The sequence below is a fragment of the Nostoc sp. KVJ3 genome (genome assembly GCF_026127265.1).
In the GTDB taxonomy this organism is placed as follows: domain Bacteria; phylum Cyanobacteriota; class Cyanobacteriia; order Cyanobacteriales; family Nostocaceae; genus Nostoc.
On record NZ_WWFG01000001.1, the window covers coordinates 1793489 to 1816656 of the forward strand.

Here is a 23168-nt window from a genome sequence, read left to right on the forward strand (position 1 = left end):
CTTAATAATTGGGAATTGGGAATGGAGAATTGGGAATGGAAAATTGGTTAATTCTTCTCCCTCATCTTCCCCTGCTCCCTTATCCCCCTCCCCACTGACTTTATGAATCCAGCGAATATTTCATAATAATGTTGACAGTTGTATTTTTGTTGACAACAAAACTGGCATCACGAAACTTTGGTGTACCTGTTTGTATAGACACAGTAGGATTTTTAGAAATCCCAAAACCTTCTGTGGGAATTCCAAAAAAGTCTTTATGGAGTTTGCGATCGCCATTTTGATCGTCAAGCACGCTAACAGCATAAGTACCAGGCTTCAAACCGGAAAATTCTTTTTTTACAGAAGTGCCAGTAATCTTAGTGCAGCCACTTCGAGATCCACTAGAATTATTCGTGGGAAATCCTTGTTCACTTGCGTAAACTCTGAAGCAAATCTCACCTTTTTTGTGTTGTATGCCATTTACCACAACACTAAGTGTTGCAGTTGGTTCTGCATTCACTGTTTTAGCAAAGCTGAGGCTTACTAAGGTAGCAAGCAAAACATAAGATAGTTGAGATAGTTTCAGCATAGTTTTGTAGTGAAGAATAGGTAATTGTGTGGCTAAGAGAAAGCTGTATTTACCAGCTGTTTTTTAACTGATTAATTCAATCTATGACTTGCTGTTCTTGGATTTGTGCTGATTGCAAACTTTTACAAAATAATGGCAGCACTTTTAACAAATCTCTCAGCAAAAGATATTCCGTCCCTCTTAACTGTTGTTGTAGACTTATATGACAAAACAGCCGCTCATTCAAACTTAGGGGACTACACCATATAGAGAGTATATACTCCCAGAGGATTCTCCAATGTGGAAGTAAAATCTTTCCTTTATTTGCTGAATCAAACCACACTGCATACCCATAGAAATCAGGCAGCATACTCAATAATGATTTTTGATTTCTATCAGCAAATAACAAGTAATTTGGGAAAAAAATACTCATTGATTGTTGCGGATGGCTTCTGACAAAAAACAGGTATTCAGGAATTTCATAGAACCTACCAAGAATGCCAAGTCTTAACAAGAGAATTCCATCTGCATTACCATAACCACCCATAGGCGGTATCATTCTCAGAGTACTAGCGCGAATTACTCCATAACATTGATAACCTAAATGCTTCGTCAGTAATTCGTGAAAACGTTCATGTCGTTTTAATGCATCTGCCTTGAGATTGATATTGTAATTTTGGAGAAATTTTCCTTCTTCATCAATGAAATATGTCTGGGAGTGACACAAGATTATACTAGGGTCTCGATCGAGTACCTCAACACACTTCTTGATAAAATTTGGAGCATGTAGATCGTCATAAGCTGCCCACTTAAAGTATTCACCCGAAGACAATTTAAAAACGTGGTTAAAGTTACAAGCGCAACCGATATTCTTGTCATTTCGGTGGTAGAAGATACGTTGGTCTTGCTCGGCATAAGCTCTACAAATTTCCTCTGTTTTATCTGTAGATGCATTATCTGAAATAATTAGCTCAAAATCTTCAAAGGTCTGAGCCAATAGTGAATCTATGGCTTCTTTGATAAATTTTTCACCATTATATACAGGTAATCCGATGCTCAATCGTGGCTGATTGCTACTCATAACAAGTATTCGGAAAATCTGTGGATTATTTTCTGCTTAATTGCAGATAATTGTGGTATCCAGATCCCCGACTTCTTTAATAAGTCGGGGATCTAAATTTTCGCGAAAATCTGTGGACTATTTGATTAAGCTTTGGATATCGGTTTTTTGCAGCCACTCATGTGTTCGCTGCATTCCTTCTTCTAGGTCAATTGTTGGTTTATAGTTTAATAGGCTTTGTGCTTTGGCAATAGAACAAGCATAAGGACGAGTCATAAAATCTATAGACTCTGGTAAAATATCAACTTTTTGGCGAAAAAGTTTTTGTCCTTGAACACGGAGCTTTAGAAACAATTTGATTTCATCTTTAGATAATGAAAGGGGTGCTTGTAAACCTTCCATTGCTGCTAAACGCAGAAAATACTCTTTCCAGGAAGTTTCTTGTCCGTCGCTGATATTAAAGATTTCACCGTAGGTTTCTTTTTCTATCGCTAGAAAGATGCCATCAATCAGGTTATCTATATATACATGATTGATTACTCCTTTACCATCGTTAGCACAGGCAAATAATTTTTGACGCATCATCAGAATTGGTCTAACTATCCAAGGGATACTTCCTGGGCCATAAACATCTCCGGCTCGAATAACAATAATGCCAAAATCGGGAGGATTATTAAGTTCTAAAACTGCTGTTTCAGCTTCTATTTTGGTTTGACAGTAGGGATTATTATCATCAGAAAGTGGCCCGGATTCTGTAACACCATTAGAATAGTTAAAACCGTAAACCATCACACTGGATAGATGCACAAATATTTTGACACCAGCTTGTTTAGCGGCTTTAGCAATGTTGATAGTACCGCCAACGTTGATATCACGAAAATTCTTAATTGCACCAGCTTCTTCAGCAATTTGCTCTGTATGTAAAACGATATCTACTCCCTGACAAGCCTTTTGAGCAATAGTAGAATCAGTTATATTACCAATAATTACCTCAATACCTAAATTCTGTAATTGTTTATTTTTTTCTGTAGAACTTTGCAGTCCACGAACATTCATTCCTTGCGCTATGGCTAGCTCGGCTGCACGCAAACCGACAAATTCATCAATGCCAGTAATTAGGAGGGTTTTGTTTGTGAGGTTCATATAGTTGGGGGTATGCCGATTTTAGATTTTGGATTCAAATAAAAGCACTAGCTTTGATGGTTTGTAGTAAGCATTAAAATGCTTACAAAGCCATGAATAAAATCCTTACTGCAAACTTTATTTATTCATCGGCTTGAATATTTATTAACAGCAAGTTGTCTTATTTAGAAAATATCGCCTGGATCTGCCGAACGGAGTTTGTTGATAGCCAGCGCTCCAGATGTTATACACATAAGAACTGTTGAAGTTAAGACAATTACCGCATTGTTATTGGTCATAACTATTGGTAGTTTAGTTGCTTCTGCTGCAAAGCTATATAACAAGACAGAAGTAATAAATCCTGGAATATAACCTAAGATTGCCAAAATTAAAGCTTGCTGAAAGACCACATTCAACAAATATCTATTGGCATAACCTATGGCTTTTAAAGTTGCGTAGGCAACGAACTGTGTAGCAATATTGCTGTAAAGAATTTGATAAACAATAACTACACCAACAACCGCAGCCATTGTCAACATCAAGTTAAGAATAAAACCAATAGGCGTTCTAACAGCCCAATATTTTTTTTCAAAATCAATGAAGCCTTGGCGGGTAAAAACTTGGACATCATTAGGCAAACTTGCTTGCAAATTTTTCAGTACTTTTTCTGCGTCAGCACCAGGTTTGAGGGAAATCAAACCGATATCTATCATATCCGCCGGACGAGTATTGGGATTTATCCTCAAAAAAGTTGAGTCACTAACAAGTAAATTTCCGTCTACTCCAAAGGAAGGGCCTAAGCTGAATAAACCACCAATTCGGACTCTATAGCCTATTAATGAATTGAAGGGAAATATTTCAATTGTCTGTGCAGTATCTCCTGCATTAAATTTTTCAGCTATTGGGCCAAACTCTGGGCGAGAACCCCGATCAAAAAGCACGACATCGGGAATTTTTAGTTTATCTAAATTTTGCTCAATTTCTGGGATATTCATCACAGGTCTACCTGGATCGAAACCAATAACGTATATTGAATATTTCTCACCAGTTGCCGGATTTTTCAGTTTGGCAAATTGCAAATACATGGGGCTAACCGACTCTACGCCATCAAAGGCCAGAGATTGGTACAAACGAGTCCGCGAAAAGCTTTGATTTGAGGTCAAAGATTTATATTGCGAACTTACTAAAAATAAATCTCCTTTGAGATTCTGATGTACTGCGGTTGCACTTGAATAGAGGGCATCTTGAAAACCAAGTTGCACAAACATGAGCAGCACAATAAAACCAATCCCGGCTACAGCTACTAATAAACGAACTTTTTGCTGGGCTAGCTGTAGCCATGCTAAAGGAATTTTGAAATTCATGGATTTATTTGTTAGTTGTTATTTGTCATTTGCCATTTGTGAATGACTAATGACAATGACTAAATATGAATGGCAACATCTACCTGTAAGTTGGTTAAACGAGCCACCCGCTTACTATCTGCGGGATTGTCGATGGAGATTTTTACTTCAATTATTCGGCGGTCTGTATCTGAACCAGGGTTTAGACTGAAGATATTTTGCTTGTCAACTTGCCAACCAATCTCTTTTACAGTTCCTTTTATTGTTCCAGTAAATGCAGTGCTGGTAATTGTGGCTTTTTGTCCTACACGCACTTTTTGAACATCGGTTTGATACACCTCTGCAATCACATACATTTGAGATGTTTTACCGATTTCAGCAAATCCTTTGTTGGTGCTGATTACTTCTCCGGTTTTGGCGTGAATTTTTAAAATTTTGCCATCTATGGGAGATTTAATGTAACTTAAATCCAAGTCGGCTTTTGCTTGTTGAACAGAAGTTGTCGCACTGTTGACTTCGGTTTGTGCTACCTGAACATCTACATTACGCACTTCGCTAACACTCTTGAGTTGTGCTTGTGCTTGCTTTTTCTGGTCTTGGAATGTATCTTGAGTCCGCTTGAGGGTGGCTTGAGCTTCTGTTAGCTGCTGTTGTGTAGTCTTGAGTTGCAAAGCTTTGGTATCGGCTACAGAAGCGGCGATCGCACCTTGTTTATATAATTGCTGATAGCGATTGTTCTCAGCTTGAGCATTATCTACCTCAGCCTGGATGCGGTCGATTGTCGCCTGTTGTGTAGCAACGTCCCCTTTATATTGTGGCTCTAAACGTGCGATCGCAGCCTTTTGAGCATCGATATCTCCAGTTTTAGCTCCAGATTTCACCTGCGCTAGTTTAGCTTTGGCAACTTGCAGTTGGTCTATAGACTGTTGCAATGCAGTTTTAGAACGTCCATAGTTTTCTAAATAGGCTAATAATTGTCCTGCTTTAACCGCATCTCCTTCTTTCACTAACAGTCTTTCTACTCGCACCCCATTATTAGAAGCAGGAGCAGTCAAAGAAGTAACTTCGCCTTCTGGTTCCAAACGTCCCAAAGCAGTTACAGTAAGTTTCACCGGAGTAGCAGCTTTTGGAGGATTGGCTGCTGGTGTCACAACTTTCGGCTTAGACCAAAATGGTACTAAGCTATAAAAAGCTATTAATCCAGCCGCTAAAGTTAGAGAAGCTGCCAAAATTAATTGCGATCTACCTACGGGTTTTGTGAATAATCGGCTTTCTTTATTTACTGCCATATTTTCATTCCAATTCTGCTTTTTTACGGGATAGCCTGGTTATATTTAGTCGATTAGAATAGACTCATCCGCAAATTAACAAGAGGGCTTTTCCTCTAGTGTTTCTACCTTAATAAAGTGGATGATTCTAAATTCGTTTTATATGAATTGTTGTACGCTTTTGCCGCCCAAACTAACTATTGTGGCGTGAAAGTTAATGGTGTGTTACTTCAAAGCTTCCTAATTTATATCCTAATTTGACATCTAATCCAGTAGCGTAAAGTACAATAGTGCTAACCAGAAAACTTGACTCACAGAAACAACGAAGCGCTAATATAAAGTGAAATCAAAATTGGGATAAACTTGCTATTAAGCATCGCGCAAAAGTTGAATTTTGTCAACCGATTGACTTTGCATAAGTCTTGATTCTCTCACTAAAATATTTTCTCATAGTCAGATTAGATGCTGAAAAAACTATTTCTCACTAATCCTTGTCTGCTAATTGAATACCAACAGATGGTTCGTTATTAAGCAGATTTGATATTACTAACAGATTATTATTAGCTAGGTTGTGTACTATAAAACATTATTATTGATTTTGATCATACTAATTAAACGTATGAAGGGATACATTTAGTGCGTTAGTCCAATGACAACGTACATCTAAAAACACATGACTACACTGGGGTGGAAATTGGCTTACCTTTAACAACATCCTTATAAATCTTATGCTTCGCTGCTATCCCGCCTTGGAATAAATTCCAAGGCTAATACGTAAAGTCCTCTCAAGAGGACTAAATACAGGATGTACATAGCTGAAAGGTAAAATTTCAGCCCATTTGAGTGGACTTGAGCTATTAGCCTAGAACTTAAGTTCTGGGTGGGATGTCAGTCAATTCCATGCTTTGACCTAATGCAATCATGATTATGTTTATCAAGCAACATACTAAAAATTAACATTTGCTTTATAAATAACCGCTTTACTTTTTAGCTTGACTTATATTGAAAAATAACCCAAAACTTTGACTAAATTATGATGTTTCTCTGAGAAAACTTACTTATGGCTATTTAATTTATCTATGTATTTATGGAATTGTTACTTACTAGACAATAGATTTGCATTGTTGACTTAATCCAGCACAAACTTATGGTTAATCCGTAGATAACAAAATATCTTACACGTTTTTAGAGTTATAAATTATACTTTTCTGCTTAATTTTATTCAAATTAACATCAGTAATTGTGGATGTTTATTTATAAAATAACTTTAAAGAAATGATTTAGTTTATGTAAAGTATGCTAGTCTTTTTATTAATTCAATGTTTTAAAGTAGTTAGACAAAATAGTTATTTAATTGAAATTTTGAAATTAAAAATAACTAAAGATAACTGCTTTGCCATCATTGTCTGCTCGTTTAATTACTTTTTCAACTTGCATAATTTCGGATTAAAGGTGGTGTCTTTTGTGTAACGAACTTGTCAACTTTGCTAGTTCAAATAGCATAAAATATATTATCCCGAACGTTGAAATTGGCTATGACATTGATCGAGATACAGAACTTTTTCATTAACAACAGCTATGTTGCTGTGGTTAGGCTAGATAATCAAACGATTTCGGGTGAAAAAACGTTTCTGTTCTCTTAGATACTCCTCAGTTTTTATCACTCCAGTAGGATACCATTACTCAAAATTTCTACCATTACAAATGGATTAAATTCACTGGTCAAGCAGCTATTACACTCCAATACTATTTTACCAGTTTTAACAACGTTTTTGACCTATTGCCACAACTTAAAGAGTCTAGCGTTGGATAAGATTTTTTTGCGATGTCTACGACGGGCTACGCCTACGCAGTGTGCCAAAGCCGCCTGGAAACGTAAGGCTTTGCCCTGGCAGTATGTGTCGTGTGGTGTTGATTTGGAGAAAAGCATTTAGCACAGATAGAATAGCTAGCTGCTTAAGAAACGATAGATTTTCATTATTTAGTAGGCAACAGAAATTACTGTAACTACACAATCCACAGTACTAACTATGCCCTATGTCTGCTTATTCGATTGATACTGCCTTAGCGGAGTTAGAGAGCCTTATCAATAATTGTGAAAAGGCTGTGATGAGGTCTATAGAGGAAAAAAACATGAAGTCAGATAAATCAGATAAATCAGTGTCAACCAATAAAATTAACAGACAATTACAACACAATCCTATCGCTATCGTTGGGATGGCTTCTCTATTGCCTCAAGCCAGAAATTTACGGGAATATTGGCAAAATATAGTAAACAAAATTGACTGTATTACTGATGTTCCTTCCACTCACTGGAGTGTGGAGGATTATTACGATCCGAATCCGAGAACTACCGAGGATAAAACTTACTGTAAAAGAGGTGGATTTCTTCCAGAAGTAGATTTTAACCCGATGGAATTCGGCATTCCACCCAGCATTTTAGAAGTCACAGATGTATCGCAACTATTAAGTTTAGTAGTTGCGAAAGAAGCGATGGAAGATGCAGGTTATGGCGAAAAACGCGAGTTTAGCCGCGAAACTGTTGGGGTAATCTTAGGCGTGGCTATGGCCAAGCAGTTAGGAATGCCACTTTCTGCCAGATTAGAATATCCGATTTGGGAAAAAGTTCTCAAAAGCAGTGGTTTATCTGACGAAGATACGAAAAAAATCGTTGATAAAATCAAAAGCGCTTATGTGAAATGGGATGAGAACGCTTTCCCTGGAATGTTAGCGAATGTAGTCGCCGGACGAATTGCTAATCGGCTAAATTTTGGCGGGATGAATTGCGTAGTTGATGCAGCTTGCGCTAGTTCTTTTGGTGCTTTAAAAATGGCAATTAGTGAGCTAGTTGAGCATCGTTCTGATATGATGCTGACTGGTGGTGTTGATACCGATAACACTATCATGGCTTACATCTCATTCAGCAAAACACCGGCTGTTTCTCCTAGTGAAAATGTCAAACCTTTCGATGCTAAATCTGATGGGATGATGTTGGGTGAAGGTATCGGGATGATTGTCCTGAAACGGTTAGAAGATGCTGAACGGGACAACGATAAAATATATGCCGTAATTAAAGGTATTGGTACTTCCAGCGATGGGCGTTATAAGAGTATTTATGCTCCCCGCAAAGAAGGTCAAGTTAAAGCCTTAGAACGCGCTTATGAAGATGCCGGCTTCTCTCCCGCTACTGTTGGTTTGATGGAAGCACATGGTACTGGTACAATGGCTGGAGATCCGACAGAATTCGGTTCTTTAAAAGACTTTTTTGATGTGCATGATGACAAAAAGCAGCACATCGCTTTGGGTAGTGTGAAATCACAAATCGGACACACAAAAGCGGCTGCGGGTGCGGCGAGTTTGATTAAAACTGCTTTGGCTTTACATCACAAAGTATTGCCACCGACAATTAACATCACTGAGCCGAATCCCAAACTCAACATTAAAAATTCATCCTTTTATTTGAATACCGAAACTAGACCTTGGATTCGTCCAGAAGGCGAAGCGCCAAGACGCGCAGGTGTAAGTTCCTTTGGTTTTGGTGGCACCAACTATCACGTTGTTTTGGAAGAATATGAAGCTGACCAAAACGCGGCTTACCGTTTACACAGTGGTGCTAGTGAAGTGCTGTTGTTTGCTTCCACGGTAGAGCAATTGTTGAGCAAATCGGAAGAGATTTTAGGTAAGTTGCGATCGCCTGAAGCACCAACACACTATGCCCAATTAGTCAAGGAATGCAAATCTCCACAGATTCCCCTCTCTGCTCCCAGATTTGGCTTTGTCGCTGAGAATCTCGAAGAAGCTTGCAAGTTGCTGCAAACTAGCATTGACTGGCTGAAACTCAAAGGAACAGCAGCATCTTGGGAACATCCCCAAGGGATTTATTACCGCGCTTCTGGTATGGAGTTGGGCGGAAAAGTTGTCTCTCTATTTTCTGGTCAAGGTTCGCAATACCTGGAGATGGGACGCGAACTGGTGATGAATTTTCCGTTGATGCGCCGTCTGCATGGCTATATGGATAGCTTGTTAATCAAAGATAATTTGCAGCCGCTTTCAGAAATTGTTTTCCCTCATCCTGTGTTTGGAGAGGCAGAAAAGAATGTCCAAATTGCTGCCTTACAACGTACAGAATACGCTCAACCAGCCATCGGGGTGTTGAGTGCAGGGATGTACAGCATATTGCAACAAGCTGGATTTAAGTCAGATTTTGTGGCGGGACATAGCTTTGGTGAACTGACAGCTTTGTGGGCTGCGGGTGTTTTGAGTACGGAAGATTACTTGTTTCTGGTGAAAGCTAGGGGTCAAGCAATGGCTGCACCCGAAGACCCGGATCATGATGCGGGTAGTATGCTGGCTGTCAAAGAAGACATCAGCAAAGTGGAAGCTGTGTTGAGACATTTTCCGCAAGTTGCGATCGCTAATCAAAATTCTCCGACTCAATTTGTCTTGGCTGGGCCAACCGCAGAAATCGCAAAAGTCCGTCAGCTTTTACACGAGAAAGGATATACAGCTGTATTGTTACCTGTCTCAGCAGCTTTCCATACACCGCTAATCGCCTTTGCTCAGAAATCCTTTGCGATCGCTACCAAGTCTGTCAAGTTCCAAAGTCCGAAAATCCCTGTTTACAGCAACGTTACCAGTAAGCAGTATCCCAAAGAAGCCCAAAATATTCAAAAAATTCTGGAAACGCACCTTTCCAACTCAGTGCTGTTTAAGCAGGAGATTGAAAATATCTATGCGGCGGGTGGGACTTGCTTTGTGGAATTTGGGCCGAGGAGAATTCTTAGCAACTTAGTGAAAGAAATTCTTGGCGATCGCCCACACATAACCGTATCTTTGAACCCCAGCGCTCAAAAGAATAGCGATCGCTCTTTGCGGGAAGCAGTTGTGCAGTTGCGAGTAATTGGTCTGGCTTTGAATAACCTCGATCCTTACCAACTTCCCCAAACTATCCCTCCAATTGAGACGAAGAAGACATTAAATGTGCGTCTAAACGGCATCAACTACAGATCCGAAAAAACGAAAAATGCCTTCGCTCTTGCTTTGCAGGATGGACATAAAGTCACATTACCTACTCCTGAATATTCTGAAACTGCGGCTCCTTTATTTAGCAGCCCCGGTGTAACTCCACCTGTAGCAGTGATAGAAACTAACGGACATAAAAAACTTACCCCAGTAATGAACGGTGTGACTGCTAATATCATCACCCAGCCAGAGCAACAGATGAATCCTGTTACCCTGTCACAACCAGCCCAGGAATCTAAGATGCAACCAACGCCAGAAAAACTTACAAATTACGAACAACTTTTAGCAAGTTTAGAATACCTCCTGACACAGTTTCAGGAAAATCAAGCCGAGAATTTACAAGTTCACGGTACTTATCTCAACCATCAAATGGAATACGCCAAAGCGTTTTTCCAACTGATGCAGCAGCAGAATTCCTTGTTGAGTGAAAGTAAATCAACAGCCGAAACTGCCAAAATGAAGCTAGTTGTGATGGAAAGCTTAGAGCGTAGCATGATGCAGTTTCATTCCCAACAAGGTGAAACCCTACGCATCCATGAGCAATATCTTCAAGAGCAGTTGGAATATACTAAGAGCTTTTTCCAACTCATACAGCAAGAGTATTCTCAAATCATCTCTGGTGAGGGTGTAACTCAATTAACAGAGAAATTAAGCAATTTCACTTCGTTCACCGCAGAAACAACTGTTACTGATGCACCTACCAAGATAGTAGAAAGCCAACCTTTACCTTTGCCCGTAGCTTTTACCCAAGAACCTCTCTCGGCTGCCGTAGAGCCAATACAGACGCGAGCGATCGCGTCTCTACCAACTCCGCACTTCGCCACTGTTGAAACAGTAGAACCTGTAGTCGCGCCACCTGTTCCAGTTGTAGAACCCCAAGCTGAGGTTGTAGTCAAAATTAGCGCACCTCCAGTTAACGAAGTTGTTGCATTCACTCCAGAACCAGCATCTGTATCTAATGCAACCATCGATATTGTTGACTTGGATAAAAACCTCTTAGCCATCACCAGCGACAAGACCGGCTACCCAGTCGAAATGCTGGAAATGGACATGGACATGGAGGCTGATTTAGGGATTGACTCTATCAAACGGGTAGAAATTCTGGGGGCGCTACAAGAGATGTACCCCAACCTACCCAAGCCCAACTTAGAAGAACTGTCAGAAAAACGCACCATCGGTCAAGTTGTAGAGTATCTGCAATCCCACGCTTCCAAAAGTGTTTCTGTAGAAATTGCAATTCATGAAGTACCACAAGCAACTGAGATTCCAGTAGAAGTTGCACCAGTAGTTGAGGTAGTCATTGCACCGGAACCAAGTGTAGTTATCGCATTCACCCCAGAACCAGAACCCGCTATCAGTGATGAATTTGCAAACTTAGGTGAAACTCTGTTAGCCATCACCAGCGATAAAACTGGTTATCCAGTGGAGATGCTGGAACTGGAAATGGACATGGAAGCTGATTTAGGAATTGACTCGATTAAACGGGTGGAAATCTTAGGGGCGATGCAAGAAATGTACCCCAACTTACCCAAGCCAAATATCGAAGAACTCGGAGACCTCCGCACCATCGGTCAAATAGTTGATTACCTACAGCAGTTGGCTGGAGGTGAAAAAAAAAAGTCTGAACCTGAGTTTGTCCAACAGCAGCCACCGGAATTAGAGCATACTATCCAGCGCCATCTCGTCAAACTCAGAAGCTTACCACAGCCAGATTACTTGGATTTCAAGTTACCAGAGGGACACATCGGTTTAATCACCGATGATGGTTCCCTCACCACTTATAAATTAACTGAGTCCCTAATCGAGAAAGGCTGGAAAGTAGTAGTTATCAGCTTCCCCCAATCGCTCATCGCCCAACAAGCGCCCTTACCCGCAGGAGTAACCCGCGTCACCTTAGCAAACTTAAGTGAAGAACATCTCCAACAACAATTGCAAGCGATCGCATCTCACTGCGGAACGATTGGGGCCTTCATTCATTTACATCCGATGTTTGTAGGAAATCACACCGGGAGTATTTCTTATAACGAATCAGAAAAGGCGATCGTCAAGCATGTATTTTTGATGGCGAAACACCTGAAACCTTCCCTCAACGAAGCTGCAAAGCATGGACGTAGTTGCTTCTGCACAGTTGCTCACCTGGATGGAGCCTTCGGTTTAGAATATAAAGTCAACTTCGGTGCGATCGGCGCTGGTTTATTCGGACTAACCAAAACCCTGAGATGGGAATGGCCAAAAGTTTTCACTCGTGCGATCGACCTAAGCCCCAGACTTGATGCCAAACAATCAGTACAAAACATCATCGCCGAACTTCATGACCCTAACCTTTATATAAGTGAAGTTGGCTACGGCGCACAAGGGCGAGTTACTATTATCGCCGATTAATTATTTGATATAGCAGTCTTATTTGAGTTGTGAAAATTCCTGTTTTTAACGAACCGCAAAGGACGCAAAGAGCGCAAAGAAAAGAAATAAACAGAGAATTTCACAGATTTTTTAAGACTGCTATGGTATGTCACTTTTTACTTCCTACTACAAGATTCCCAATTTCTCTTACTTTGCGTCCTTTGCGCCCTTTGCGGTTCGTATATCAAAAAAAACCAATTTATGCAGGTATTCACGAGGATTTATGACACAAACAGCCCAGCTTAGTCCATCATCTGTCTTTGTCGTGAGCGGCGGTGCAAAAGGGATTACGGCTGAGTGTACTATCAGATTAGCCCAACAGCAACCCTGCAAATTCATCCTCCTCGGTCGCTCCGAATTATTAGAAACCGAGCCAGATTATGCTCAAAATTCTGATGAATCCGCATTGAAAAAATGCATCATGGAAAATCTTCTTTCTCAAGGAGAGAAGCCCACACCCATGAATGTACAAAAAATATATAACAAAATTACCTCCAGCCGTGAAATTAAAAAGACTCTAGCAGCAATTGAAAAAACCGGAGCTAAAGCAGAATATATCAGCGTCGATGTTACAGATACACAAGCTTTACAAGAAAAGCTGGCTAATGTTGGGTCGATTACCGGAATCATCCACGGCGCTGGAAACTTAGCTGATAAGTTAATTGAAAAGAAAACAGAAGAGGATTTTGAAAAGGTTTACACCGCCAAAGTTCAAGGTTTAGAAAATCTACTGGCTTGCGTCAATCCTAATCAACTTCAACATTTAGTTTTGTTTTCTTCAGTCACAGGATTTTACGGAAATCCCGGACAATCTGATTATGCGATCGCAAATGAAATTCTAAACAAATCAGCCCATATTTTCAAGCAACAATATCCCTCATGTCATGTAGTCGCTATCAATTGGGGCGCTTGGGACAGTGGAATGGTGACAGCAGAATTAAAGAAGATTTTTCAAGAGCGAAAAATTGACATAATTCCCATTGCAGTTGGGGCACAAATGCTCGTTAAGGAAATGGATAATACCAATCATGCAACCGCACAAGTTGTTATTGGTAGTCCACTTGTCCCAATGGCGGCAGAGTTAGATTCAGAACTGCGAACCTATCGTATCCGTCGCCAAATGACATTAGAGGCTAATCCATTTTTACACGATCATACTATTGCTGGTTCTCCAGTTTTACCAGCAACTTGTGCAATGACCTGGATTATCAATGCTTCTGAACAATTATATCCCGGTTATCGGTTGTTTAATTACCAAGATTTCAAAGTTTTGAAAGGAATTACTTTCAATGAAACATTAGCGAAAGAACATATTTTAGAAATTGAAGAAATTTCCAAGGTTAATCTTGAAAGTATCGAACTTAAAGCCAAAATTTCGAGTAAAAACCCTGAAGGCAGAATCCATTTTCACTTTAGCGCTCAACTCAATCTCCAGCGAGAAATCCCATCTGCACCCACTTATGAATCTCTCAATCTCCAAGAAGATAATATTATCACCGCTACAGGAAAAGCATTTTACCAAAATGGTGGGGCTACATTATTTCATGGCCCCGGTTTTCAAGAAGTTAAGAGAGTTTTAAACATCAGTCCTGAAAAAATTACAACAGAATGTCTTTGGCCAGAACTCAGCGCACAGGAACAAGGACAATTCCCTGTCCAATGGGTAAATCCTTACACAACAGACTTGAGTATGCACGCCTTATGGATTTGGACACAACACTTTCATGAAGAAGGTTGTTTACCTGGGAAAGTAGAAAAATTTGAACAGTTTGAAGCGATACCACATAACGAAACATTTTACGTTTCTTGTGAAGTACTAGCTAAGACACCAAGTAGTGCGATCGCAAACTTTATCATACACGACCGCCAAGGAAAAATATACTCACGAATGCTCAGTGCCCACGCCATTATTTGGTCAATGAAAATGCTCAGAAGCTAGTAATCTTCCTTTAAAACTCAACACCTATAGCATTCCTAAAATCTCTGTAAAATTCTTTCTCTTCTTTGCGCCCTTTGCGGTTCGTTAAAAAGAGTATTTTTCACAACTCAAATAGGATTGCTATAACTTGCCACTTCAAAGTTTGGGGAACAGCGTAAATCCTGCCTGTTAAATATCTCTTGCTAAATACCCAAACTCGGAGCATATAAATCGTGGAAAAAATAGCTATCATCGCATTATCATGCCTATTTCCCGATGCCAAAAACCCTGAAGAATACTGGCAAAACATCGTTAATCAAAAAGATTCGACATCCTCTGCAACCGTCGAAGAAATCGGAGTAGATCCGACAATATTTCACAATCCAGTTAAAGGTACACCAGACAAAACCTATTCCCTCAAAGGCGGTTACATCCGCAACTTCCAGTTTAATCCATCTGAATATAATCTACCATCAGAATTTGTTGCTGGTTTAGATAACACCTTCAAATGGTCATTGTATGCAGCTAAACAAGCAATTGTAAACAGTGGTTATTGGGGTAATCAAACTGTCCTGGCAAAATGCGGCGTAATTTTAGGTAATTTGTCGTTCCCGACAAAATTATCTAATCAATTATTCTCTCCAATATACCAGAAAGCGATCGCACCTGCTGTCAGAGAACTTTTGCAGTATGAAGACTTTGATTTAGCTGCTTTACCAAGTGCAACTAAAGCGTCTTTATACAATGCGATGATATCTGGTTTACCAGCATCTATCATTGCTCAAGCACTATCTCTATCCCAGATTAATTTATGTCTGGATGCTGCTTGTTCATCATCATTTTACGCGATTAAACTAGCATCTCATTACTTATGGTCACACAAAGCTGATGTCATGTTAGCTGGAGCCATAAGTTGTGCAGATTCCCTATTCGTGCGGATGTTATTTTCCGGTGTTCAAGGGTATGCAGAAAACGGCATCAGCCGCCCATTAGATAAATCCTCTAGAGGGCTAATTCCCGCCGATGGTGTGGGGATGGTGATGCTGAAAAGATATTCTGACGCTGTTAGAGATGGTGATAATATTCTCGCCACTATCTGCGGTAATGGACTCTCGAATGATGGCAAAGGTAAGCATTTATTGAGTCCAAATCCTAAAGGACAAGTCCTAGCATTTGAACGAGCCTATAATGAGGCGAAATTTAGTCCTAAAACCATCGATTATCTAGAGTGTCACGCCACAGGCACATTGCTAGGAGATACAACCGAATTCAATTCTATAGAAACATTCTTTGGTCAACATCAAGCTGCACCCCTGGTAGGTTCTGCTAAAGCAAATACAGGTCACTTGCTAACTGCTGCTGGCATGGTTGGCTTGACTAAAGTGATTTTGAGTATGTCGCATGGTGTAATTCCAGCAACCATGAATGTTTCGGAACCTTTAACATCAGAAAAAGGTACAATTTCCGCCGATAAAATTGTTAGAACAGCTACGGTATGGCCGAATAATAACGCACCAATTCAACGGGCAGCTATTAGCGCTTTTGGTTTTGGTGGCACTAATTCTCATCTGATTTTAGAACAAGGAAATACAACACAATCAGTTGAATCAACTCCACCTGTTCCACTTACCAAAGTCGCTATTGTTGGCATGGATGCCTTTTTTGGTAACTGCAATGGTTTAGATGCTTTTGAACGCAGCATTTATGATGGGACACAGCATTTTACTTCTCTACCGCCTCAAAGATGGCATGGGATAGAAAATCAAGAAAGTATCCTAAAAGAGTACGGTTTAACAGACGGGAAAGCACCATTAGGGGCATATATCAAGGATTTTGAAATCGATACTTTATCGTGCAAAATCCCACCGAATGAGATAGAAAAGCTAAACCCACAACAATTGTTGCTTTTGAAAGTTAGCGATCGCGCCGTGAAAGATGCGAAACTACAGGAGGGTGGCAATGTGGCAGTTATTGTCGCCGCCGAGACAGAATTTTCCGTACATCAGCTACAGCAAAGATGGAATTTATCTTGGCAAGTTAAAGACGGCTTACTCAACCAAGGAATTTCACTACCCACTGAACAGCTTTCCCAACTCGAAACCATCATCAAAGATAGCATTCACCAACCTGTAGAAATCGGCGAATATGTGAGTCATATCGCCAACATCATGGCCAGCCGGATTTCGGCTTTGTGGAATTTCACTGGCCCTGCATTCACCGTCAGCGCTGGCGAAAATTCCGCCCTCAAAGCGTTGGAAGTTGCCCAAATGCTACTCGCTACAGGGGAAGTTGATGCAGTGGTTGTTGGTGCGGTAGATTTAGCCGGTGGTGTAGAAAACGTTTTATTCCGCAGCCAATTTGCACCAATTAATACGGGTGTCAATACCTTGGGTTATGACCAACAAGCTAATGGCTGGACGGTTGGCGAAGGTGCGGGTGCTGTCGTCCTGAAGCGCTACGAAGCTGCTAAAGAAGATAATGAACGCATCTATGCAGTAATTGATGCTATGAGTTTCGCACAAGGTAATTCTACTTTGAGTGACGCTTTGGTAAAACCTGATGCTTCAGCTATCAGTGATGTCTGCAAACAAGCCTTCCAGATGGCTGAGATTCAACCCACAGAGGTTAACTATGTGGAAGTCTTCGGTAGCGGCGTTCCCCAGGAGGATGAAGCGGAAATCACAGGTTTACTCCAAGCTTATCCGAAAGTGGGCAATGGTTTGCATTGTGCATTAGGCAGCGTTAAATCCAATATCGGCCACACCTATACAGCATCGGGAATTGCTAGCTTAATCAAAACCGCTCTCTGTCTTTATTACAGGTATATTCCCGCCACACCCAAATGGTCTGGTGTCAAAACACCGCAAGTATGGGAAGGTAGTCCTTTCTATGTGGCAATGGAATCAAGACCTTGGTTTGTCGATAAAGGCGGCACACGCAGAATAGCAGCAATTAATAGCATGGGTATAGATGGCAGTTACGCCCATTTAATCTTGTCGGAGGAACCCAGCCAAGAGGAGCGCGATAACAGATATTTGCAACAAATGCCTTTTCATCTGTTTCCTATCGCAGTTAGCGATCGCACCACCATTCCAGATTTACTCAACAATCTCCAACATACCATAGAAGCGAGTTCTTCTTTATCAGCTACCGCCAGCGAGACATTCGCTACTTTTCAACAGCATTCTCATCCAAAATACGTCTTATCAATTACAGGACGTAACACAAAAGATTTACTCAAAGAAATTGAATCTGCCCGCAAAGGTGTAAATAATGCTTTTGAAAACGGCACAGATTGGCAAACACCACTAGGTAGTTATTTTACTGCAAAACCATTAGGTAAAACTGGAGCAGTTGCTTATGTTTACCCCGCAGCAGTCAATTCTTATATTGGCATTGGTCGCAGCGTCTTCCGCTTATTTCCGAAAGTTTTCGAGGACTTAAAAAGTAACAACCTCTACAACCGGGCTGCTGATGTTGAAAAGCTAGTTTATCCCAGAAGCTTACCTAAATTGACAACCAGGCAACTAGAAACTCTCGAAAAGCAATTGTTAGATGATTCACTGGCAATGTTTGAAAGTGAAATCGCCTTTGCTAGATACATGACAGCAATTTTCCGAGATGATTTTAAAGTCAAGCCGCAATCTGTATTTGGGTATAGCTTGGGTGAAACTAGCATGATGGTTGCCCAAGGAGTTTGGAGTGATTTTGAGGGTGGAAGTAATACCTTAAATTCATCACCTTTATTTGGCGATAAATTATCTGGGCCAAAAAATGCTGTACGTGAATATTGGGGATTAACCGATTCCTCAAACAACAATCTTTGGAATACCTATGTTCTCATGGCTACTCCATCGCAAGTTAGAGAATGCCTGAAACACGAGAACCGCGTCTACTTAACTCAAATCAACACACCAGAGGAAGTGTTAATTGCTGGTGATGATGCCGCCTGTAAGCGAGTGATTGCAACTTTAGGTTGCAATGCTTTCCCCGCACCCTTCGACCATGTGATACATTGTGAAGCGATGCGATCGCAGTACGAGGAAATCAAGAAGGTAAACACCTTACCATCGCAAAATCTTCCCGGTATTGTGTTTTATTCTGCCGCCGATTATCAACCGATTGTACTTGAAAGTGATACCATTGCCCACAACATCGCCAAAGGATTGTGCCAAGAACTTGATTTTCCGCAATTAGTGAATCGTGTCTACGGCGATGGAGTCAAAATATTTCTCGAAGCCGGTGCAGGTAATGTCTGTTCACGATGGATTGATAAAATTCTCGGCAACCAAGAACATATCACAGTCTCTCTGAATCGTAGAGGGATGGATGACCATGCTGCAATGGTCAAAGCATTAGCAAAACTACTCAGTCATCAGGTGAACGTGGATTTATCACCACTGTACAACAAAGCTCAAGGAACAGCTAATCAAAACAAAGCAACATTGAGAACAGTTACCTTGGGTGGAAAAGCAATTTCTGCTACAATTTTGACCGAAGAAAATCGCAAACTTGTTGAAGATTTTGCTGGGGATCTTAGGAGTGAACGTTTCAAAATACAGCATCCAACTATACCTAACATCCAACAATCTGAAATCACAGATTCTCTTAATACTTCCAACCAAATAACCCAAGAAGAGAATTACTCCCCTAACATCTTGCCTCAGCCAGAAGAAGTAAAACCGAAAAATATCATTGATAACGTTTTTGAACCGAGAGAACAATTACAATCTTCTGAGTCAAGCGCAATTAGACAGCCAATTCCTGTTTCTTTCCCACCCGTAAGAACTCAAAAAATTAGTAGCATCATCAGCATGTTCGATTTAAATAAGACCCAGTATCAAAAGCTCAATGCTAATAATTCCAAGATAACCAAAGCACACACAGCCTTCTTACAAGCTAGACAAGATTACAGTCAACAAATGAGCGAAATCATTCAATTACAACTAGCTTGCGCCCAAAACTTGCTCAACGAAGAATCTTAATATCTCATACCAATTCTCTCTCAACTTGCACCAACTAATTCTTAACTCCTTTCTTCCTCTGCGTCCTTGGCGTCTTGGCGGTTCGTTTAAAAATTATTATGTGCATCTTCATGAAGAATTGGTATGAAAATTTAGATTTATATCGCAATCTTATCTAAGTTTTGAAAATGAACGAACCGCCAAGACGCCAAGAGCGCCAAGGAAGAGAGAAGTTTTCACATACGATTTAGGATTGCTATATAAAGATTCTACAACCTTTAACTTTATCATCCATTGTTTGTAATCCGAGGGATAACTGCCGTGACAACCGTAGATACGGTACTAAGTAAACACGATAATGGCCTTAACTTCTCCACTTGGTCTCATAACAAAAACCAGGTTTGGAAAGGTTCTTTAGAAACTGTATCTTTCGAGAAACAAACCATCAAAGATAAATTGATGGTGTTAAATAAACCCTGCTACATCGTGAAAGTTGCCGGAAAAATCGGTGTCACTAATGAGGGTTATTTATCCCCTGGTGATAATGGCACAACAGCACAGGTAGAACTGCTAACATTTGCAGCACCAATCCGCATTCAACAATTTGGAGATCCGAATTTTCTCTCTTCTCATGGAGTGAAATATGCTTACGTTACCGGCGCAATGGCTGGCGGAATTGCTTCCGAAGAAATGGTCATTGCACTCGGAAAAGAGCAAATCTTGAGTTCATTTGGTGCAGGTGGTTTAACTCCAGAACGTTTGGAAGCAGCCATAAATCGCATTCAACAAGCTTTACCTCAAGGGCCTTACGCATTTAATTTAATTCACAGCCCCAACGAACCTGCGACTGAACGCCGGGCTGTAGATTTATATCTCAAATATCAAGTGAGAACAGTAGAAGCATCTGCATTTCTCGACTTGACTCCCAACATTGTTTATTACCGTGTTGCTGGATTGAGTTTAAACAACGCCAATCAAATTGAAATCAAAAATAAAGTCATCGCCAAAATTTCTCGCCGAGAAGTAGCCACTAAATTTCTGCAACCAGCACCAGCGAGAATTATCAAAGAACTTCTGGAACAAGGATTAATTAGTGAGTTACAAGCAAATCTTGCCGCTAAAGTTCCGATGGCTGATGATATTACCGTCGAGGCTGATTCTGGAGGTCATACAGATAACCGTCCCTTAGTTTGTTTGCTACCTTCTATTATTGCCTTGCGGGATGAAATTCAAGCCCAATATCATTACCAAACACCAATTAGAATTGGTGTAGCAGGGGGAATTGGGACACCACAATCAGCATTAGCAGCTTTCATGATGGGTGCTGCTTATGTAATGACTGGTTCCATCAATCAATCATGCGTTGAATCTGGGGCTTGTGAACATACTAAAAAGTTATTAGCCCAAGCAGAAATGGCTGATATGATAATGGCCCCAGCAGCAGATATGTTTGAAATGGGAGTCAAATTGCAAGTTCTCAAACGGGGTACGATGTTCCCCATGCGAGCGCAGAAATTATTTGAACTCTATCGCGCTTATGATTCTATTGAAAGCATCCCCCTTGCAGAAAAAGAGAAGTTAGAAAAACAAGTTTTTCGTAAAACTATTGCTGAAGTATGGGAAGGAACTGCGGCTTATTTGTCCCAAAAGAATCCTGAGAAACTTGGGAAAGCAGTCAATAATCCTAAACTAAAAATGGCGTTGATTTTCCGCTGGTATCTAGGATTATCTTCTCGCTGGTCTAGTTCTGGTGAAAAAGGTAGAGAAGTCGATTATCAAATTTGGTGTGGCCCGGCAATGGGCGGTTTCAATGACTGGGTACGCGGTTCCTATCTTTCTGAACCAAATAATCGTGGTGTAGTTGATGTTGCTAATCAAATTATGACTGGTGCAGCCTTTTTGTATCGTGTCCAAAATTTGAAAATTCAAGGGCTGCAAACTTCCGATTATTACAGTCAATATCACCCTGTTCGTTCTACATCATTGTTGGAGATTTAAAAATGACTATAAAACAGTCTTTCACAGCAAACGATATTCAAATATTTTTGGTATCTAATTTAGCTAAGTTGCTAGGAGTAGCAACTGATGAAATAGATGTCAAAGAACATTTAGAAAACTATGGTTTGGATTCAGCCCAAGCAATGATTCTAGTCAGTAACTTAGAAAAGTTGCTCGGATTTCAACCATCTCCGTTGCTATTGTGGCATTACCCAAATATTGAAGCTCTTTCACAACGTTTAGCTGAAGAAGTACAAGAAGGTTCACCAGTTCAAGATACAAAGGTGGTAGCCTCTAATGCTAACGCTGCACCCTCTGTTCTAGATTTAGGTGCTGAGGCTGTTCTTGACCCCACCATCCATCCTGGTGCTGCATCTAATGTACTTGTGGGTGAACCCAAGAACATCTTTTTAACTGGAGGAACCGGCTTTTTAGGAGCCTTTATCATCCGGGAATTGCTACAAGAAACTAAGGCAGATATCTATTGTTTAGTGCGTGCTGCTAATGCCGAAGAAGGCAAAAGCAAACTCAAAAAAAATCTGGAACAGTATGCAATTTGGCAGGAAGAATTTAGCTCCAGAATTATTCCAATTGTCGGCGATTTATCTCAGCCTTTGTTAGGTATTGGTTCGGAACAGTTTCAAATTTTAGCTGCCAATATTGACACCATCTATCATAGTGCTGCTTTGTTGAATTATGTTTTTCCATACTCAGCACTGAAAGCAGCCAATGTTTTAGGTACTCAAGAAGTTTTGAGATTGGCTTGTCAAGTAAAAGTCAAGCCTGTACATTACGTTTCTAGTGTGGCTGTTTTTGAATCCACTGCTTATGCTGGCAAGGTTGTTAAAGAACAGGATGAATTTAATCATTGGGAAGGCATTTATCTTGGTTACTCACAAACAAAATGGGTAGCTGAAAAATTAGTCAAAATTGCTCGTGACCGTGGACTTCCTGTAACTATCCACAGACCACCACTGATTTCAGGTGATAGCAAAACAGGCATTTGTAACACACATGACTTTATCAACTTGATGACCAAGGGCTGTCTACAAATGGGATATTTCCCTGATGTAGATTATATGTTGGATATGTCACCTGTAGACTATGTAAGTAAAGCGATTGTTTATCTATCACGCCAAAAAGAATCTATAGGTAAAGCTTTCAATTTACAACATCCCCAACCAGCCGCTTTGAAAATGCTAGTTGAGTGGATACGCTCTTTTGGTTATTCAGTTGAAATGATTCCTTATGAAAAATGGCAATCTGAGCTAATCAATAATGTGACTTCTGCTGACAATCCTTTGTATACTCTGCGACCATTTTTGCTGGAACGTTGGTCTGATGAACAACTGACTATTCCTGATTTGTATTTACAAGCTAGAAGACCCCATATTAGCTGCCAAGATACTCTTCATGCATTGGCAGGTAGTTCTATTGCTTGTCCTCCAATTGACTCTCAATTGTTTATGACTTATACAGCCTACTTGATTCAAAGCGGCTTCTTGAATCTCGCTTAGGAATTT

General features: G+C 40.4%; 10 protein-coding genes and 1 pseudogene. 6 read left to right on the top strand and 5 right to left on the bottom strand.

The window, feature by feature from the left end; all coding sequences use genetic code 11:
* Nucleotides 1-100 precede the first annotated feature (100 nt).
* The 5 genes from GTQ43_RS07210 to GTQ43_RS07230 form a co-directional block, all read right to left on the bottom strand.
* Nucleotides 101-568 carry a DUF2141 domain-containing protein gene (locus GTQ43_RS07210; RefSeq protein ID WP_265271935.1) on the bottom strand — a complete coding sequence of 156 codons (468 nt, stop codon included), beginning with the start codon at nucleotides 566-568 and terminating at the stop codon, nucleotides 101-103.
* A 76-nt stretch (nucleotides 569-644) separates the two neighbouring features.
* On the bottom strand, nucleotides 645-1628 hold the full coding sequence (locus tag GTQ43_RS07215; protein WP_265271936.1) for a glycosyltransferase family 2 protein: 984 nt from the start codon (nucleotides 1626-1628) through the stop codon (nucleotides 645-647).
* A 117-nt stretch (nucleotides 1629-1745) separates the two neighbouring features.
* Entirely contained in the window at nucleotides 1746-2750 is a 1005-nt protein-coding gene (locus GTQ43_RS07220) for an NAD-dependent epimerase/dehydratase family protein (RefSeq protein WP_265271938.1), read from the bottom strand.
* Between the two features lie 164 nt (nucleotides 2751-2914).
* A complete protein-coding gene (gene devC / locus GTQ43_RS07225) occupies nucleotides 2915-4093 on the bottom strand; it encodes an ABC transporter permease DevC (protein ID WP_265271940.1) in 1179 nt (392 codons plus the stop codon).
* 59 nt (nucleotides 4094-4152) lie between these two features.
* A complete protein-coding gene (locus tag GTQ43_RS07230) occupies nucleotides 4153-5361 on the bottom strand; it encodes an ABC exporter membrane fusion protein (protein WP_265271942.1) in 1209 nt (402 codons plus the stop codon).
* Between the two features lie 1514 nt (nucleotides 5362-6875).
* Between GTQ43_RS07230 and GTQ43_RS07235 the strand changes: the two are divergent.
* The 6 genes and pseudogenes from GTQ43_RS07235 (at nucleotide 6876) to GTQ43_RS07260 (ending at nucleotide 23162) form a co-directional block, all read left to right on the top strand.
* A pseudogene (locus GTQ43_RS07235) lies at nucleotides 6876-7153 on the top strand (hypothetical protein).
* Nucleotides 7154-7377: 224 nt separating this feature from the next.
* Nucleotides 7378-12744 (top strand): type I polyketide synthase, encoded by a 5367-nt coding sequence (locus tag GTQ43_RS07240; RefSeq protein WP_265271943.1) that lies wholly within the window; start codon nucleotides 7378-7380, stop codon nucleotides 12742-12744.
* 244 nt (nucleotides 12745-12988) lie between these two features.
* Nucleotides 12989-14704 (top strand): SDR family NAD(P)-dependent oxidoreductase, encoded by a 1716-nt coding sequence (locus tag GTQ43_RS07245; protein WP_265271945.1) that lies wholly within the window; start codon nucleotides 12989-12991, stop codon nucleotides 14702-14704.
* A 212-nt stretch (nucleotides 14705-14916) separates the two neighbouring features.
* Entirely contained in the window at nucleotides 14917-19668 is a 4752-nt protein-coding gene (locus tag GTQ43_RS07250) for a PfaB family protein (RefSeq protein ID WP_265271947.1), read from the top strand.
* A gap of 300 nt (nucleotides 19669-19968) precedes the next feature.
* Nucleotides 19969-21645, top strand: coding sequence for a PfaD family polyunsaturated fatty acid/polyketide biosynthesis protein (locus tag GTQ43_RS07255; RefSeq protein WP_265271949.1), 1677 nt, complete (start codon nucleotides 19969-19971; stop codon nucleotides 21643-21645).
* A 2-nt stretch (nucleotides 21646-21647) separates the two neighbouring features.
* Nucleotides 21648-23162, top strand: coding sequence for a thioester reductase domain-containing protein (locus GTQ43_RS07260; protein WP_265271951.1), 1515 nt, complete (start codon nucleotides 21648-21650; stop codon nucleotides 23160-23162).
* The last annotated feature ends 6 nt before the right edge of the window (nucleotides 23163-23168 follow it).

Coding starts and splice junctions, on each gene's coding strand:
- GTQ43_RS07215 (WP_265271936.1), bottom strand. CDS start 1,628: ATGAGTAGCAATCAGCCACGATTGAGCATCGGATTACCTGTATATAAT.
- GTQ43_RS07245 (WP_265271945.1), top strand. CDS start 12,989: ATGACACAAACAGCCCAGCTTAGTCCATCATCTGTCTTTGTCGTGAGC.
- GTQ43_RS07230 (WP_265271942.1), bottom strand. CDS start 5,361: ATGGCAGTAAATAAAGAAAGCCGATTATTCACAAAACCCGTAGGTAGA.
- GTQ43_RS07210 (WP_265271935.1), bottom strand. CDS start 568: ATGCTGAAACTATCTCAACTATCTTATGTTTTGCTTGCTACCTTAGTA.
- GTQ43_RS07220 (WP_265271938.1), bottom strand. CDS start 2,750: ATGAACCTCACAAACAAAACCCTCCTAATTACTGGCATTGATGAATTT.
- GTQ43_RS07260 (WP_265271951.1), top strand. CDS start 21,648: ATGACTATAAAACAGTCTTTCACAGCAAACGATATTCAAATATTTTTG.
- GTQ43_RS07240 (WP_265271943.1), top strand. CDS start 7,378: ATGTCTGCTTATTCGATTGATACTGCCTTAGCGGAGTTAGAGAGCCTT.
- devC (WP_265271940.1), bottom strand. CDS start 4,093: ATGAATTTCAAAATTCCTTTAGCATGGCTACAGCTAGCCCAGCAAAAA.